Genomic DNA, 15534 nt, shown 5'->3' on the forward strand with positions numbered 1-15534 from the left:
ACTAGATGGAAAAAATTTATCTTGATTACAATGCCAGTACACCGATTGCTCCTGAAGTAGCCGCGGCCATGAAGCCATTGTTAGATCAATTTTATGGAAACCCGTCGGCCTTACACTGGGCAGGGTTACCAGTAAAGGAATTATTACATCAAACCCGAGCACAGGTTGCGGAATTAATTGGCTGTTCCCCCAGAGAGGTTATTTTTACAAGCGGAGGCAGTGAAGCCAATAATCTTGCATTAAAAGGTTATTTTTTAAAAAATCGGCATAAAGGCAACCATATCATTACTTCCAAAATTGAACATCCTGCGATTATGAATCCGTGCAAATTCTTAGAACAAATTGGGGCAAAAGTCACATATGTAGACGTTGATCGGAATGGGAAGGTTACACTAGAAGCAATAAAAAACGCAATCATAAAAGAAACCATTCTGATTTCGATAATGCACTCCAATAATGAAACAGGTACATTGCAGCCCATTATGGAGATTGGGGAAATAGCTAAGGAACATGGGGTTGCTTTTCATACGGATGCTTCCCAATCGGTTGGAAAAGTTCCGGTGAATGTGAATGATTTGAAAGTGGATATGCTAACGATTGCCGGCCATAAGCTTTATGCACCTAAAGGAATTGGCGCGTTGTATATACGAGAGGGAATCCATCTGGAACCGCTTATCCATGGAGCGGGCCATGAGTTTGGCCTTAGGGCAGGTACCGAAAATACTTTATTAGCGGTGGGCTTAGGAAAGGCCTGTGAGATGGCTAAACAACACGTAGAAGATTGTGGAATAAAAGAGTTAACCGATTATTTTTGGATGCAATTAAAGGAGAAGTTCGGCAATCAGGTAGTATTGAATGGCCATTTGGAGGACCGTCTGCCGAATACTTTGAATGTCAGTTTTGTAAGAAGAGTGGGTCAAGAGATATTGGATGCGATCCCTCAGTTAGCTGCGTCCACAGGGTCTGCCTGTCACGCGGGAAGTATAGAATTATCCCCAGTTTTAAAGGAAATGGGTGTTTCTGAAGAAGTTGGAATGGGTGCCATCCGTTTTAGTTTAGGAAGGTATACGACGAAAGATGAGATTGACCAAGTTGTGGATTCGATTAAGGGGATTCTTTGAAAGTCTTACGAATGTAGCTGCTGGTGAACGCTAACATCAAGCAGGCATGAAAGGCGTGAATTTGTAATAGTTGATTGACGACTGACTGTCCTCGTATCGGCTAATATGGGTCGCCATAGGAGTGATTGACGACCGCCGGGCCTCGTATCGGCTAATATAGTCGCCAATAGGAGTGATTGATGACCGACCGTCGCTTTTTTGTCTCATGCGGGTCGTCAATAGACGTGATTGACGACTGACCGACGACATTTCGGCTAAAATAGGTCGCCAATAGCTCCGATTAACGACCGACCTGGCTAGTTTCGTCTCATGCCGGTCGTCAATAGACGTGACTAATGACCGACCGGCGTCGTTTTGGCTAATATGGATCGCCAATAGTCCCGATTGACGACCGACCTGGCTCCTTCAAGCAAACTGTGGTCATCTATACCTCCTCCACACCTTAGAAGAGTCACAAAATTGAAATTGATTACGAGGAACAGGCACGATGAAAATGGTAAAATAAGAAAATACAGAGGAAGGAGCCAGAATGAAATGAACCAAGTAGAAATTATTGCTCGTAGAATACTAGGCTGGAAGTTAAATAGATGGGACAGATGGTTTGATTTTGAAAAGGGGACATTTATACCAGTTTCAGATTTTCAACCTGAGCAAAATCTCGAGCACGCGATGCTCATCGTAGAAAAATTAAAAGACTTCGGTTTTACCTATACAACCAATGGGAGCACTGAAGTTTGCTTTAACAACATATGTGAAACGGGCGACACATTAGCTCAAGCCATCAGCAATGCAGCCTTCACCATTGCTGATAATAGTTCGATCGCTGAGGAATGGCTGTAATAAGTACATATAAAAAGCTTGTAGATTATATCCATATGGATCAAATCCTACAAGCTTTTATTGCTTCTACTTGCTTCGTAACACTGTTATAAAACCGTCCAAGATCTCATGACTGACCGAAAATCCCTTACGTTTGTAAAATTCCAGCGCGTCATTATTGCCGTTAGAGACAAAGATAAAATAATCCTCGACGTCATCAAATTGTTTTAACCACTCCATCGACATCTTGAAAAGTGTAGACCCAACTCCATACTTCCGATACTCGCCCTTAATATAAAATTGCGATAAACAACCAACATTTGGTCTACGAACTGTAGACATGTCAAAAAAAGTAGCAAAATCATTAGAATAGGTCTCTTTTGGCGAGATATTAGAATAGACGTACCCAACGACTTGTTCGCCATCCTTCACGATCACGATATAATTATGAATGGCGCTATTAATCGAAGGGACCAGGCGGGTGTCAAAGTTCATGCTGTCAAACAGTTCGGGTGTTATGTAAGCTTTCGACTTTTGAAAGGCCATTAGTTCATTGCATACATCCCGGCAATATTCTATTTCTTCGTCCGAGATTACATCATATGATAAATTCATGATTGCTCACTCCTTATCTCCCATTTCAAAACTGAAAAGAGCTCTCGGTTTAAATTAAACCAAGACGCTCTAATCCATAACGGACACCGTCTTCTTCGGCGGAGAGTGTGACCATATTGGCCATTGCTTTCAATTCATCACGGGCATTTCCCATGGCGACTCCCATTCCGACTAGTGACAGCATTTCCATATCATTTAAACCATCGCCAAAGGCAACGGCCTCATCAGGTGCAATCCCAAGTTTTTCTAATAATTTACTAAGTCCCACTGCTTTGTTTGAGTTAGACAAATTCACATCACAGGTTCGTGCCCCTGAACTCCATCTGCGGAAATCCAGTTCTGGAACCTTTGACTGATAGGATAATTCCTCTTCCAGATCGCAATGAAGGAAGATTTGATAAATATCCTGGTCTTTCCAAAATTGCGGCGGGGCCAGCTCCGGTTTCCATGGATCATGCTGGTACGCTTCTACGACGAAGGGATGTTCTAAATGCGTGACTTTAAAACTCGTATCGCCTAAATAAGTCAGCGGATGTTGTAAGTCATTGGATAATTGATGGACTCTTTCTAATACTTGCTTATCAATCGAACTCTTGTATATTTCTTTTCCTTCATGGAAGGCAAAGGAACCGTTAAAAAAGACCATCGAGTCGACCCCAGTTTCTTGAATAATCGACTCAGTAAAGTAAGGTGCTCTCCCGGTAGCAATCACCACTTTCGTCTGTTTCTCTTTTAACCTCTGGATGGCATCCTTTGTGGCATGACTAAGTGTTTTTCCATGCGGGAGGATGGTTCCGTCTATATCTAAGATGACAACCTTATAATTCATAAAACACGCTCCCATAAATTCTTTCACAGATATTTCTATAGCAAAGTATAACATGTTCCAAGAAAAACCCTATGCAAAACACACCTAAACAGGAACATTTATGATCGATGGGGATCTATTATATAGGTTCAGGATATTCCCAGTCAAATTTAACAGAAAATCCGACTAGGTATGTTCCATTTTTTTATTAACGATAATTACATTATGTAAACTTAGAGGCGGAATTTGAAAAGGATTCATAGAACATGAAGGTCTCGGGCAAAATGTGAAAATGATAATGGTTTCTTTTATTATGGAAAAAACACAACACGCATTAGGGGAGGTATTTCTGTGGATCAAATAGAGAAAAAGCGAAAACTACTTCGTGATTACGGCTATCCTGAAAAAGCCATTCCGAGATTAATGGAGGAAATAAGTTCGATGGACTACAATAGGCTGGAAAAACTGATTTTGCCATATAACGACATAACGTCAGAAAAATCCTAATAACTGAAGCAAAAAAAGACTCCAACCCAGGAGTCTTTTTTTAACTTCTTAATCTTCATTATTTTGCATTCCAGTAAACATGAGTACAAAACGGAGTAATTCTGCTACTGCTACTACAGTTGCTGCTACGTACGTAAGCGCAGCCGCGTTTAGCACTTTTTTCGCTCGATACTCTTCTTCATTTCTAATCAGACCAGAACCAACCATTACATCCAGAGCTCTGGAACTCGCATTGAATTCGACAGGTAACGTAACTACCTGAAACAGAACGGCAGCGCCCATAGCGATAATTCCAAGTAATAAAAAGTTGGCAGAGGATAAGAGAATACCGATTAAAATCAAGATAAATGAAAAATTTGAGCCAATATTTGCGACTGGTACCAATGCATGTCTTACACGTAAAGGTACATAACCATCCTTTTGTTGTAAACAATGGCCAACCTCGTGAATGGCAACGGATATCGAAGCAATCGAGGTCCCATGGTAGTTCGTTGAGGAAAGCCTAACACTTCTACTTCTTGGATCGTAGTGGTCCGATAAGTGACCTCTCACTTCTTCTACAGATACGTCGTATAAGCCATTTTGATCCAAGATTCTTCTAGCAGCCTGGGCACCCGTAAATCCAGAAGATGAGCCTACTTTCAAAAATTTAGAGTAGGTACTCCTTAAATACATCTGCACAAATATTGGAATTATCATGATTAGAATAAAATAAACGATAAAACCCATAATGCATACTCCTTCTCAAGATGCTATTTTATATACATTATTATACTTTAAGGGACACTTTTTTAGTAATAATGTGCTTGTTAAAAAAAGGACTAACCAATTTGGTCAGTCCTTTTACTCGAGTATTTTAATTAAATAGCACGGTTGACCGTACTTATTTTTTTCTTAAATATCTTCGGATTTGTTCCAATATAAACACCAGATAGGACAAAGGCTGCTCCAATTCCATGAGACAAAGTGAAGGTTTCATTTAAAAAGATGGTTGCCATCAAGACGGCCGATACTGGCATGACATTAATAAAAATCGAAGCTTTTGCCGCACCAATTTCCTTGATCCCGTAATAATACATAATAAATGCCACCACTGTTACGAAAATACTCATATGGGTGATGGCTATCCAGGTTGAAATGTCAGCATGCTGTACATCTTTCCAAGTGGTTTCCACTAATGCAAATGGTAATAAAAATAATGTACCAAAAGCTACGGCATAAGTAGTAGATTCGACTGAACTAAATTTTTTTAAAACCACTTTGCCAACGACGCTGTACAAGGCCCAACAAATCACCGCACCAAGTAAAACAAAATCGATCGTTTCAAAGCCTATCTCCACCAGTGAAAGCACATGACCATCTGTAATGATAAAAGTTACCCCAATAAGAGCAGTCACCATACCAATTATATGGTTCTTGGTAATCGTCTCTTTTAAAAAGATGCCTGACAAAAGAACAATTAAAACTGGATTTGACGCAATAAATAAGGAACTCTTAATTACCGGTGCATGTTTGGTAGCAATAAAAAAGCATATATTATAAAGTGCTATTCCAGTTAAACCTAAAACCGCAAACAAGCTATAGTCTTTAAGAGTAGGCCTGATCCGATTTTTTTCAGTTAACCACATCAGCGGGAACAATAGGACAGAAGCTCCTAAAAAACGTAAAAAAGCAACTGTAGCCGGTTCAAAGTCTTGAACAGCAATTTTTCCAGCAATAAATGCACTTCCCCATGTCGCCGTAGCGAAAATCAACATTCCATATATAAGCCATTGCTTTTTTTTCATGTATGTCCCTTCAATCTATTAAAAGTAATAATTAGAATTGTAACATTTTTTTCGGATTTCGAAATAATTATTTTTAATAGATTTTGAATTATGCGATAAATAGGGGAAATTAAAATTATTTCTTTTGTTTATTTCTAAACGAAATTTTTTAAACTTATTATGTGTGTTCTGCTAAAGTTTTATGATTTAGCTTATACTGATATACCAAGCCAAGCCCCCAATTGCAGCTAAGATGACAATGGCATAAATAGCGGTCAACCGTATCGTGTTTTGTTTTGTGGAACTTTTATAGTCCTCATCCGGTTTCCCAGTAAGTGCTAAGGTACCAATAAGGGCACCAATTAAAACAACAATGATAAGAATCATGCCAAACGTCATAGTATTTCATCCTCACTATATGATAAAATTATTGATTTTTCATTAGACATAGTATGATTCCTATATTAAGGTTAAAGTTATAAAAAATGACCAGCCAATTACTAAAAAAATGGACCATCCACTTTTACTGTCACAAGTAATTGGAAAGGAGTGAGTTGGGTGGATTGGAGACCCGATCGAACAACTAAAAGACCAATTTATAAACAAATTGCTGATTACATTGAACAAGGTATTGCCACAGGCCATTTTTCACCGGAAACCATGTTACCTTCAGAAAGGGCCTTAGCTGAAGAGCTGCAAGTGAATCGTAGTACAGTGGTAGCCGCATATGAAGAACTGCAGTCAATGGGGATTGTTGAGAGAAAAAAAGGTAGTGGGACCATTGTGAGTACGGATATTTGGGGGCTCGAACATAGACGGATTCCAAACTGGGGTAGATATTTGGAGCGTGGCTCATTTCTTCCCAACCTTCCTGTTGTTCAAAGAATTCGTAAGGAAACCCAAGATAATGACCTTATTAATATGGCAAGTGGTGAATTGTCATCTAGTTTATTTCCAAATGAGCAATTCCAACATATTCTATCCGCGCATCCTTTTACAGGCTATCTTGGCTATGACGATCCGCAAGGAAATGAAGAATTAAGGTGTACGATTGCCGATCATGTGAATGAATATAAGAAAATTAATACAACTTCTTCTTCGATTCTTATCACATCGGGTGCACAGCAAGCACTGCATCTGATTGTCCAATGCCTGCTTAAACCTGGTGACGCTGTGGCAATTGAAGATCCATCCTATTGTTATTCTCTGCCCATTTTCCAGACGGCAGGTTTAAAAATCTTCCGATTGCCTGTGGATTCAAATGGGGTAAATCCGGAAGACCTTGTTCAACTACATAAGAAACATAGAATAAGAATGGTATTCCTAAATCCCGATTATCAAAACCCAACGGGAAAGGTTCTTTCCCTGCAACGGCGTCAACGAATTTTAAACATTTCAGCAGAATTTGGAATTCCAATTATTGAAGATGACCCCTATAGTTTGACCTCCTTTGATGGAGTGGTAAATCCATCGTTAAAATCAATGGATGATAATGGGAATGTTCTATATATTAGTTCGTTGTCGAAAATTATTGCTTCAGGATTACGAATCGGTTGGGTTATTGGCCCCTCAAAGGTCATTCAACGGCTTGCTGACGCCAAACAACAAGTTGATTTTGGACACAGTGTATTTCCTCAATGGGTGGCGAACGAATTTCTCAAGTCACAGTCCTATGATACACATATACAATTTTTAAGAAAACAGCTTGAACAACGGAGAGATCAACTTGTTCAAAGTCTTAATCAACTATTGGGTGAAAAAGTTTCCTTCTCTATTCCAGATGGGGGGATTCATCTGTGGTGTAAAGTGAACAGACCTATCGACGTGCAGAAATTACTGGAGGAATCAATCAAGAAGGGAATTGCCTTTGTCCCAGGAAATGTTTTAGGCACTGAAAAAGGGTGTCTCCGTTTTACCTATGGCAGGGCGGAAACAAATTTGATTCATGAGGGTATTAATAGATTTTCACAGGCATTAAAGAATCTATAAAGTAAATAATTAGTAGAAAGGATAATGACGATGAAAAAGATACTTATTACTGGCTTTGACCCATTTGGAGGAGAGCCCGTTAATCCTGCGCATGAAGCGGTAAAGTTATTACAAGGAAAAGAAATTGCAGGCTGCGAAGTGATCACAAGAGAAATCCCCACGGTTTTTGGCAAAGCGATTACTAGTCTTAAAGAAGCGATCGCTGAACTAAATCCAGATATAGTCATTTGTGTCGGCCAAGCAGGGGGGCGTGCCACAATCACGCCTGAACGTGTGGCAATTAATGTAGACGACGCCAGAATCCCAGATAACGAGAATAAACAGCCAATTGATAAAGAGATTGTCCCGGGGGGACCAACAGCTTATTTCTCTAAATTGCCAGTCAAGGCTATGGTGAAAAAGATGACGGAGAACGGAATTCCTGCTTCCGTTTCAAACACAGCTGGAACATTCGTCTGCAATCATATTTTTTATGGGTTGATGAATCTTATTGAAACTAGCCGCAAAGACATCCGAGGCGGCTTTATCCATATTCCCTTTATCCCTGAACAAATTGTCCGTAACCCCGGTCAACCAAGCATGAGTCTAGAATTAATTGTAAAGGGTCTGGAATTATCCATTGAAGCTGTAATTTTAAATGAGCAAGATATTGCAGCAGTTGGCGGGGAGATTAGCTAATTATAAGGCTGTGTTAAAGGTTAATATTGATTTTGGCACTCTGTTGTGGAAAGCGAAGTGCCTGGAACGAAAATCAACAGAACCAGTTTAACACAGCCAATAATAAAGAAATAATGTAAGGATTTCATACGCAATGGAGGACAGATTCTGTTCTCCTGATTATAATCCTCTATATGGTATGGAATCTATTCAGGAAGAAATATCTAATCCTTGATTCACACTTTACATAACATAAAAAAATTAACCTAAATCATACTACTATTTGTCCAATGACAGGAAGAATTAGAGAGATATAATATAAGGTAGAGAAGTAGGTTTTTAACCTTTTGCTTTGCCTCAACCATAGGGACGGCAAATAGGACCCTGCTGGCAGGAGTTGAAGGATAGAGGGGGGATGTTATGGGGAGATAGTAAAATCCGCTGTGAATTTTTTAAATATTCGTTCAATTGAATTTACACATCATTGTTTCACTAGAAAAGCATGTTAAATAACCAATAAGGGGGAAATTTGTTGAAAACGCAAATTGAACAAAATGGTATTGTTACCCTGACGCCTGAAGCAGCTAATGGTTTAAGTAACAGTGAAATGTGGAATGATGACCTGCGCCCCACGACTATGAAGGAACATTCATGGAAAGGGCTGAACTTTGCTACTTTATGGATTGGTATGTGCTTGTGTATTCCTGCTTATACGATGGCTAGTGGCTTGATTTCGTTAGGAATGAATTGGTGGCAGGCAATTGGAACGATTTTTCTTGGAAATGTCATTGTTCTTATCCCTATTTTATTAAATTCCCACGCTGGTACAAAGTTTGGCATTCCCTATCCGGTATTTGCTCGTTTATGGTTTGGCTCAAAAGGTGCCCATATCCCGGCTTTAGCTAGAGCGATTGTTGCTGCTGGGTGGTTTGGGATTAACACCTGGATTGGTACAGGTGCGATTGACACACTTTTATCGGCATCATTTGCCGCTTGGAGAAACATCCCAGGACATACGGCGATTGTATTTGCTTTGTTTTGGGGATTAAATGTAGTTGTTGCTTATAAAGGACCTCAAGCGATGAAAGTCCTTGGCTTAATTGCCACACCGATTGTAGGTATCTCTGCTATAATTCTTTTTATCTGGGCATTTACGAATGCAGGAGGCTGGGGGCCAATCCTGGACACGCCATCAAAGTTCACGACCACAGGGGCATTTTTAAAAGTATTTTTTCCTGCATTAACCGGTGTCATTGCCTTTTGGGCAACACTTGCCTTGAATATTCCTGACTTTTGCCGCTATGCGAAAAGTCAAAAATCACAAATGTTGGCTCAAAGTTTCTCTCTTCCACTTACCATGAGTATCTTCTCCTTTATTGGAATTGCAGTCACATCTGCGACCGTAGTTATTTTCGGGACTGCACTCTGGGATCCCGTTCAATTGCTTGCAAAATTCCCGCCATTCGTTATCTTTTTGGGAACATTAATCATTGTCATTGCGTCCTTAACGATTAATGTCGGGGCAAACATTGTTGCACCGGCCCGTGCCATTGAAAATCTAAATCCAAGACGAATTACCTTTGGCATAGGGGCAATAATCACTGGAATCTTTGCAATCTTAATGCAGCCTTGGTATATCATGGAGAACTTTGGAAACTATATTTTTGGCTGGTTGGGAACGTACGGTGCTTTACTTGGTCCGATTGATGGAATTGCCATTGCGGATTACTGGCTTGTTCGCAAGCGGCAAATGGCCCTTAACGAACTATATGATGTAAACGGCCGCTATAGTTATACATCCGGTTTTAATAAAAACGGTGTTTACGCCCTGATAATTGGTGTCGCTGTTCCTGTACTTGGACTTCTCATCCCAGGTCTTCGCTTTTTGTGGGAAAATGCCTGGACATTCGGATTATTTATCTCGATTATCGCTTACACCTACTTAATGAGAGGGGATCAAAGTGTCCTAAAACCAGGGGAATATGAAAAGATTACAGCATTCAAATCGTCAACTCCTGGTAATAAAGCAGATTCAGTTGCACATAATGAAACAGAATTCTTTTATTAAAAAAATGAGTGTCAGGCACCTTTATGCCTGACACTCATTTTTGTTTTACTTCTTAATAGTAAAAATCCGATTATTTTGAAATATATCGGGAAATGTAGGATAATTACGCTTGGTATTTCTTAAATTACATTTAAATATACTCAGGCCATAAGCGGCCTTAGCTTAATAGGAGGAGATTCTTTATGGAAATAGGTGTGAGCACGTTTGTCGAGACCACGCCAGATGTGAAAACCTGGAAGGTAATTAGTCATGCGCAACGAATCCGTGAAGTGGTAGAGGAAATTGTCCTTGCAGATCAGGTTGGACTCGATGTTTTTGGTGTCGGTGAGCATCATCGCGAGGATTTTGCTGCCTCTTCTCCTGCCGTTGTGTTGGCTGCTGCCGCTTCACAAACCAATCGAATCCGATTAACCAGTGCAGTAACGGTTCTTTCTTCCGCCGATCCGGTCCGAGTTTTTCAGGATTTTGCAACACTTGATGCAATTTCAAATGGCCGGGCCGAGATTATGGCAGGCAGAGGCTCTTTTATTGAGTCGTTTCCGCTGTTTGGCTATGATTTAAAAGACTATGATGAATTATTCGATCAGAAGCTAGAGCTATTATTAAAAATACGAGAGTCGGAGAAAGTGACCTGGGATGGCGGCCATCGACCAGCTATCCAAAATCTCGGTGTGTACCCTAGGCCGGTTCAAGATCCTTTGCCTGTTTGGATTGGAAGTGGAGGCAACCGTGATTCTGTGATTCGAGCAGGTCTGCTGGGGTTGCCACTCGTTCTAGCCATTATCGGCGGGCGCCCGTTGCAATTTGAGCCACTTGTAAGACTTTATAAGAAAGCAGCCGTTCACGCTGGTCATGATGTGTCTAAACTAACGGTTGCCTCGCACTCGCACGGTTTCATTGCGGAAACGAGCGAAATAGCAGCTGAGAAGTTTTTCCCTTCCACCCAGCAGGTTATGAATAAATTAGGACGCGAGCGCGGATGGGGGATGTATGACCGTTCGAGCTTTGATGCGGCTCGCAGTTTGGAAGGAGCATTGTACGTAGGGGATTCGAAAACAGTAGCCGAGAAAATCATCCACCTAGGGAAGAATGTTGGAATCACACGGTTTATGCTTCACTGTCCTGTTGGTTCCATGCCCCATAATGATGTAATGAAAGCCATCGAACTATTAGGAAAAGAAGTTGCTCCTATCGTTAGAAATGAAATAGGGAGATGGGAAGCTGAAAACGATCATGTGAATCCAATGAATCTGAAAGGTGATTAAAGTGGATGAACTTCAAAGTAAATGCTGGCTAATTAAGAATGCTTTTCAAATAGATGTACAAGTCATTGATCATCAATTTCAAACCATTTTACATATATCTGATGATAGTGACCCCCTCATATTTGTGGAGGCACGCAAGAAAATCTATTTGGATCTTAAAAATGCATTAGAAGCAGCCAATAAAAATAGTTTTTGTTTTCATACAGATTCTTTCCAACTTTCGTATTTGGCAGCGGCCCTGCACATGGATGAACAATTTCATGGAATGGTTATCGTCGGACCTTTCATGTTAGAAAAGATCACTGACCATTTTATCTGGAGTGTTATCAGAGAAAATCGGCTTGAAAATAATTGGGGTAAACCCTTTGAGAAGTTTTATAAATCATTGCCATATTTGGGACAATCCTACTTAGCAATTGGTGATCTATTAGTGAATCTATTAATGAATCCGCGAGTTGACTCCCAATTTGTTACGGCTCCAAATCATAATGAGCATAATCAACCGGAGGTACAGCCTCTGGATTATGATCAAGATGGTATGGAGGTGAAGCTCAGATATGCCGCTGAAAAGAAATTTTTACATTTTATCGAAATTGGGGATAAAGATTCTGCACTGAAAGCATTGATTGATTTTACGGGTGACTTTTCCTATAGAGTTCCAGGGAATCCTTTACGGGCGAAAAAAAATCTTAGCTTTTCAAGTAATACAATGAATCGGCTGGCTGCAGCTAAAGGAGGGGTCGAACCTCAATATTTACATGCTATATCGGAAAAATTCGCATTTAAAATTGAGGCAGCTGTGACGATGTCCGATTTAGATGCAATAAATTTCAGTATGGTGGAAGAATATTGTGATGCGGTTAAAAATTTTGCAGTTAAAGGATATAGTACTGTTGTCAAAAAAGCGTTAATGTATATAAATGTCTACTTTAAAGAATCGATCAATGTACAATCTATTGCAGATGAAATCGGTTTTAATCGATCCTATCTTGCCAGGAGATTTAAAGAAGAATTGAAGATTAGTGTGATTGATTATATTCATAATAAGCGGATAAAAGAGGCAATATTTCTTATTGAACAAGGTCGGTTATCTATTACAGATATTGGTATTCAAGTCGGCTTTAGCAGCTATAATTACTTTTGTAAAGTATTTAAAGAAGTAAAAGGTATGACGGCTACAGAGTATAGAGATTGCAAATAGAAAGAAAAGGTGGGGCATGATAAATTCATGTCCTTTTTTTATTTTGGCTGTGTTAAAGAATAATGTTGATTTTGGAACTCTGTTGATTGGAGTGGAAGGCACGAAGACTCCTGCGGGAGTACGGGGCAGGGGAGACCCCGCAGGCGCTAAAAGCGCTGAGGAGGCTCCCCGGCACGCCCGCGGAAAGCGAAGTGCCTGGAACGGAAATCAACAGACTAGTTTAACACAGCCTTTATTTTAGGCGAAATGGCGAATTAAAAAATATCATTAAAAGCACAATATTATATAAAAAATATCAATAGTGTGTGTGAATATGGCCTGAAATTGCTAAGATGAAGTTGTACTTACTATTACTAGTGCTTACAAGTTTAGGAGGCATTAAAATGAAAGAAAACCATAAACAGCCGATTTTAGAAGTAAGAGTCAAGAACATCATTGAAGTGGATGGATTAAAATTTAAAGATTTAAATAATAGTGGGAAACTAGAACCATATAAGGACTGGCGCTTAAGCCCGAAGGAACGTGCGGAGAATCTAGTTTCATTAATGAATATCGACGAAAAGGTCGGAATGATGCTTATAAATACGCGTCAAATGGGACTTACTCAAAAAGATAAGAGTAAAACAAGTCATGATGGCGTGTTAGATGAAGGTATTGTTGAAAAGGGCGAAACTATTTTTGCTTTGGCAAAAGTATATGGTACAACGCATACGATTGAGAACATGCATCTGCGCCACTTCATTCTCAGAGATAACTGGAGCCCGGCTCAAATGGCCGAGTGGGTCAATACCATGAATGAAGTATGTGAGGGAACACGTCTGGGTATTCCTTGCTTAATCGCATCGAATTCCAGAAACGAAAACACAGAATTCATTTTTGGGATGAATGATGCAGCTGGGATTTTTTCTACTTGGCCAGGAACGTTAGGACTTGCAGCAGCAGCTAAAGGCGATATAAAAAATGGCGGCGATGCCTCCCTTTTTAGCCATTTTGCCGAAATCGCCCATGATGAGTGGGATGCTGTTGGGTTAAGAAAAGGATATATGTACATGGCGGATACTGTTACGGACCCGAGATGGCAGCGGATCTATGGTACCTTCGGGGAAGACCCGGAATTTATCTCGGATGCCATCGGCCGCATAATTGACGGCTTTCAGGGGAAGGGCATTGGAAACCATAGTATCGCAATGACTACTAAGCATTTTCCCGGTGGTGGACCAAGGGAAAATGGATTTGACCCACATTATGAAGAGGGGAAATGGAACCTATACCCAACACCTGGAAGCTTAGAAAAGTATCATATGCCTCCGTTTAGAGCAGCAGTAGAGCATGGGACTTCATCGATGATGCCATATTATTCGATCCCTAGCATCAAGAAAAGTGCAGTACAAGAATTCGAAGGTGAAAGCATTCCATTCGAAGAGGTTGGTTTTACCTTTAATGATTATTTCTTAAATTCAATCCTTAGAGAAAAATTAGGCTTCAAAGGCTATATCAATAGTGACAGCGGAGTCACAAGTAAAATGAGCTGGGGCGTTGAAACCTTAAGCGAGGCGGAACGTTTTGCAAAAGCAATTAATGCGGGTACAGATCTTATTTCTGATACGAACGATATTGAAAACCTTAAAAAAGCGATTGAAAATGGCTGGATTAGTGAAGAGCGGATTAATGAAGCAAATGTAAGACTGCTTACTGAAATGTTTGCGTTAGGATTATTTGATGATCGTACCTATGTTTCACCAGAGAATGCTGCTACAGTAGTTAGTAATCCTGCTAGCTGGGAAGCCGCATATGAGGCTCATAAAAAATCAGTAACCGTTCTAAAAAATACAAACCGGACCTTACCTTTAACAGCTGATATGCTTGGTACTAAGAAAGTTTATGTGGAAGTTTTCCACAAAGAACCAGAGCGGGCTGCAGCTTATACGGAAAATGCAAGAAAGGAATGTCAGGAGCTTGGTCAATTTATCTTGACGGATAACTATGAAGAAGCTGACATTGCTATTCTCTTCTTAAGTCCCAAATCTGGAGCATATTTCAATGCAACCCCAGGATTGTTAGAACTTGAAATCTGCGAAGATAAGACAGAAACGGCATTAGATGGTACTACCTATCAGGAAACCACCTTAAGTGGAATGGCCCATCTTAAAGAAGTGGCAGACAGTATCCATATCCGCGGCGGAAAAGTGATTATGAGTGTGAATGTCATTTTGCCATGGATCCTTGGAAACGTTGAGCCTTTAGCAGATGTTCTAATCGCGGGTTACGATACCTACTTTAAGGCACAGTATGAGGTTATGGCAGGTAATAGCCGACCAGTAGGTGTTTTACCGTTAACATTGCCAGCGAGTGAAGCCGTCATTGCGGTTGATGAAGAAGGTAATTGTGTGTCAAGAAATGATGTACCGGGCTATGACAAGGATAAGTATATGCCGGAAGGTCTCCGGTACGCTTATAAAGATAGTGATGGTAATATTTATAAGCTTGGTCATGGATTAACATTTTAAGATAGTAAAACAATTATAAATCAGAAACTCGCCCAAAAAGATTTGCGGCGAGTTTTTGTATTTTGATTGCTCCATTAAGGTTTTCTTTTGGTGATGCTGCTAAAATCAATTATAATACTAAGGAGAATAAAGATGGTTAAAGGACGGATACGATGACTTTTTTAGAAAAAATAGAACCACATGTAATTAGCCAGGATATCTTAATTCAAGA

General features: G+C 40.1%; 14 protein-coding genes. 9 read left to right on the top strand and 5 right to left on the bottom strand.

Going from position 1 to position 15534, the window contains the following annotated elements:
* Positions 1-5: 5 nt before the first annotated feature.
* Together COJ96_RS11330 and COJ96_RS11335 are read left to right on the top strand one after the other, a co-directional pair.
* Complete coding sequence (locus COJ96_RS11330; RefSeq protein WP_098573092.1) at positions 6-1121, top strand: cysteine desulfurase family protein; 1116 nt, start codon at positions 6-8, stop codon at positions 1119-1121.
* Between the two features lie 534 nt (positions 1122-1655).
* Positions 1656-1961, top strand: a complete 306-nt coding sequence (locus tag COJ96_RS11335; protein ID WP_098573322.1) for a BC1872 family protein — start codon at positions 1656-1658, stop codon at positions 1959-1961.
* Positions 1962-2027: 66 nt separating this feature from the next.
* On the opposite strand, the gene COJ96_RS11340 is transcribed toward COJ96_RS11335, so the two are convergent.
* Positions 2028-2555, bottom strand: coding sequence for a GNAT family N-acetyltransferase (locus COJ96_RS11340; protein WP_098573094.1), 528 nt, complete (start codon positions 2553-2555; stop codon positions 2028-2030).
* A 49-nt stretch (positions 2556-2604) separates the two neighbouring features.
* Entirely contained in the window at positions 2605-3384 is a 780-nt protein-coding gene (locus COJ96_RS11345; protein WP_180230077.1) for a Cof-type HAD-IIB family hydrolase, read from the bottom strand.
* A 330-nt stretch (positions 3385-3714) separates the two neighbouring features.
* Here COJ96_RS11345 and COJ96_RS28620 point away from each other — a divergent pair, with 330 nt between their 5' ends.
* Positions 3715-3870: a hypothetical protein gene (locus COJ96_RS28620; protein ID WP_155929020.1), complete on the top strand. Its 156-nt coding sequence runs from the start codon at positions 3715-3717 to the stop codon at positions 3868-3870.
* A gap of 48 nt (positions 3871-3918) precedes the next feature.
* Here the strand turns inward: COJ96_RS28620 and COJ96_RS11350 are convergent, their stop codons facing one another.
* From COJ96_RS11350 to COJ96_RS11360, 3 genes are all read right to left on the bottom strand, one after another.
* On the bottom strand, positions 3919-4599 hold the full coding sequence (locus COJ96_RS11350; RefSeq protein WP_098573099.1) for a zinc metallopeptidase: 681 nt from the start codon (positions 4597-4599) through the stop codon (positions 3919-3921).
* Between the two features lie 131 nt (positions 4600-4730).
* The gene (locus COJ96_RS11355) at positions 4731-5657 is read right to left on the bottom strand and encodes a DMT family transporter (protein ID WP_098573102.1); all 927 of its coding nucleotides are present in this window, start codon (positions 5655-5657) and stop codon (positions 4731-4733) included.
* A 186-nt stretch (positions 5658-5843) separates the two neighbouring features.
* The gene (locus tag COJ96_RS11360) at positions 5844-6035 is read right to left on the bottom strand and encodes a hypothetical protein (protein WP_098573105.1); all 192 of its coding nucleotides are present in this window, start codon (positions 6033-6035) and stop codon (positions 5844-5846) included.
* A gap of 159 nt (positions 6036-6194) precedes the next feature.
* On the opposite strand from COJ96_RS11360, the gene pdxR reads away from it, so the two are divergent.
* The 6 genes from pdxR (at position 6195) to COJ96_RS11395 (ending at position 15323) form a co-directional block, all read left to right on the top strand.
* Entirely contained in the window at positions 6195-7625 is a 1431-nt protein-coding gene (gene pdxR, locus COJ96_RS11365; protein WP_098573108.1) for a MocR-like pyridoxine biosynthesis transcription factor PdxR, read from the top strand.
* 30 nt (positions 7626-7655) lie between these two features.
* Entirely contained in the window at positions 7656-8303 is a 648-nt protein-coding gene (gene pcp / locus COJ96_RS11370; RefSeq protein ID WP_098573111.1) for a pyroglutamyl-peptidase I, read from the top strand.
* 511 nt (positions 8304-8814) lie between these two features.
* Positions 8815-10350: an NCS1 family nucleobase:cation symporter-1 gene (locus COJ96_RS11375; protein ID WP_098573114.1), complete on the top strand. Its 1536-nt coding sequence runs from the start codon at positions 8815-8817 to the stop codon at positions 10348-10350.
* 182 nt (positions 10351-10532) lie between these two features.
* Positions 10533-11615 (top strand): LLM class flavin-dependent oxidoreductase, encoded by a 1083-nt coding sequence (locus tag COJ96_RS11380; protein ID WP_098573115.1) that lies wholly within the window; start codon positions 10533-10535, stop codon positions 11613-11615.
* 1 nt (position 11616) lies between these two features.
* Positions 11617-12816: an AraC family transcriptional regulator gene (locus COJ96_RS11385; RefSeq protein WP_098573118.1), complete on the top strand. Its 1200-nt coding sequence runs from the start codon at positions 11617-11619 to the stop codon at positions 12814-12816.
* A 383-nt stretch (positions 12817-13199) separates the two neighbouring features.
* A complete protein-coding gene (locus COJ96_RS11395; protein WP_098573124.1) occupies positions 13200-15323 on the top strand; it encodes a glycoside hydrolase family 3 protein in 2124 nt (707 codons plus the stop codon).
* Positions 15324-15534: the final 211 nt, after the last annotated feature.

The sequence above is a fragment of the Bacillus sp. AFS073361 genome (assembly GCF_002567005.1).
Classification (GTDB): Bacteria; Bacillota; Bacilli; order Bacillales; family Cytobacillaceae; genus Neobacillus.

Coding starts and splice junctions, on each gene's coding strand:
- COJ96_RS11330 (WP_098573092.1), top strand. CDS start 6: ATGGAAAAAATTTATCTTGATTACAATGCCAGTACACCGATTGCTCCT.
- COJ96_RS11335 (WP_098573322.1), top strand. CDS start 1,656: ATGAACCAAGTAGAAATTATTGCTCGTAGAATACTAGGCTGGAAGTTA.
- COJ96_RS11340 (WP_098573094.1), bottom strand. CDS start 2,555: ATGAATTTATCATATGATGTAATCTCGGACGAAGAAATAGAATATTGC.
- COJ96_RS11345 (WP_180230077.1), bottom strand. CDS start 3,384: ATGAATTATAAGGTTGTCATCTTAGATATAGACGGAACCATCCTCCCG.
- COJ96_RS11350 (WP_098573099.1), bottom strand. CDS start 4,599: ATGGGTTTTATCGTTTATTTTATTCTAATCATGATAATTCCAATATTT.
- COJ96_RS11355 (WP_098573102.1), bottom strand. CDS start 5,657: ATGAAAAAAAAGCAATGGCTTATATATGGAATGTTGATTTTCGCTACG.
- COJ96_RS11360 (WP_098573105.1), bottom strand. CDS start 6,035: ATGACGTTTGGCATGATTCTTATCATTGTTGTTTTAATTGGTGCCCTT.
- pcp (WP_098573111.1), top strand. CDS start 7,656: ATGAAAAAGATACTTATTACTGGCTTTGACCCATTTGGAGGAGAGCCC.
- COJ96_RS11380 (WP_098573115.1), top strand. CDS start 10,533: ATGGAAATAGGTGTGAGCACGTTTGTCGAGACCACGCCAGATGTGAAA.
- COJ96_RS11395 (WP_098573124.1), top strand. CDS start 13,200: ATGAAAGAAAACCATAAACAGCCGATTTTAGAAGTAAGAGTCAAGAAC.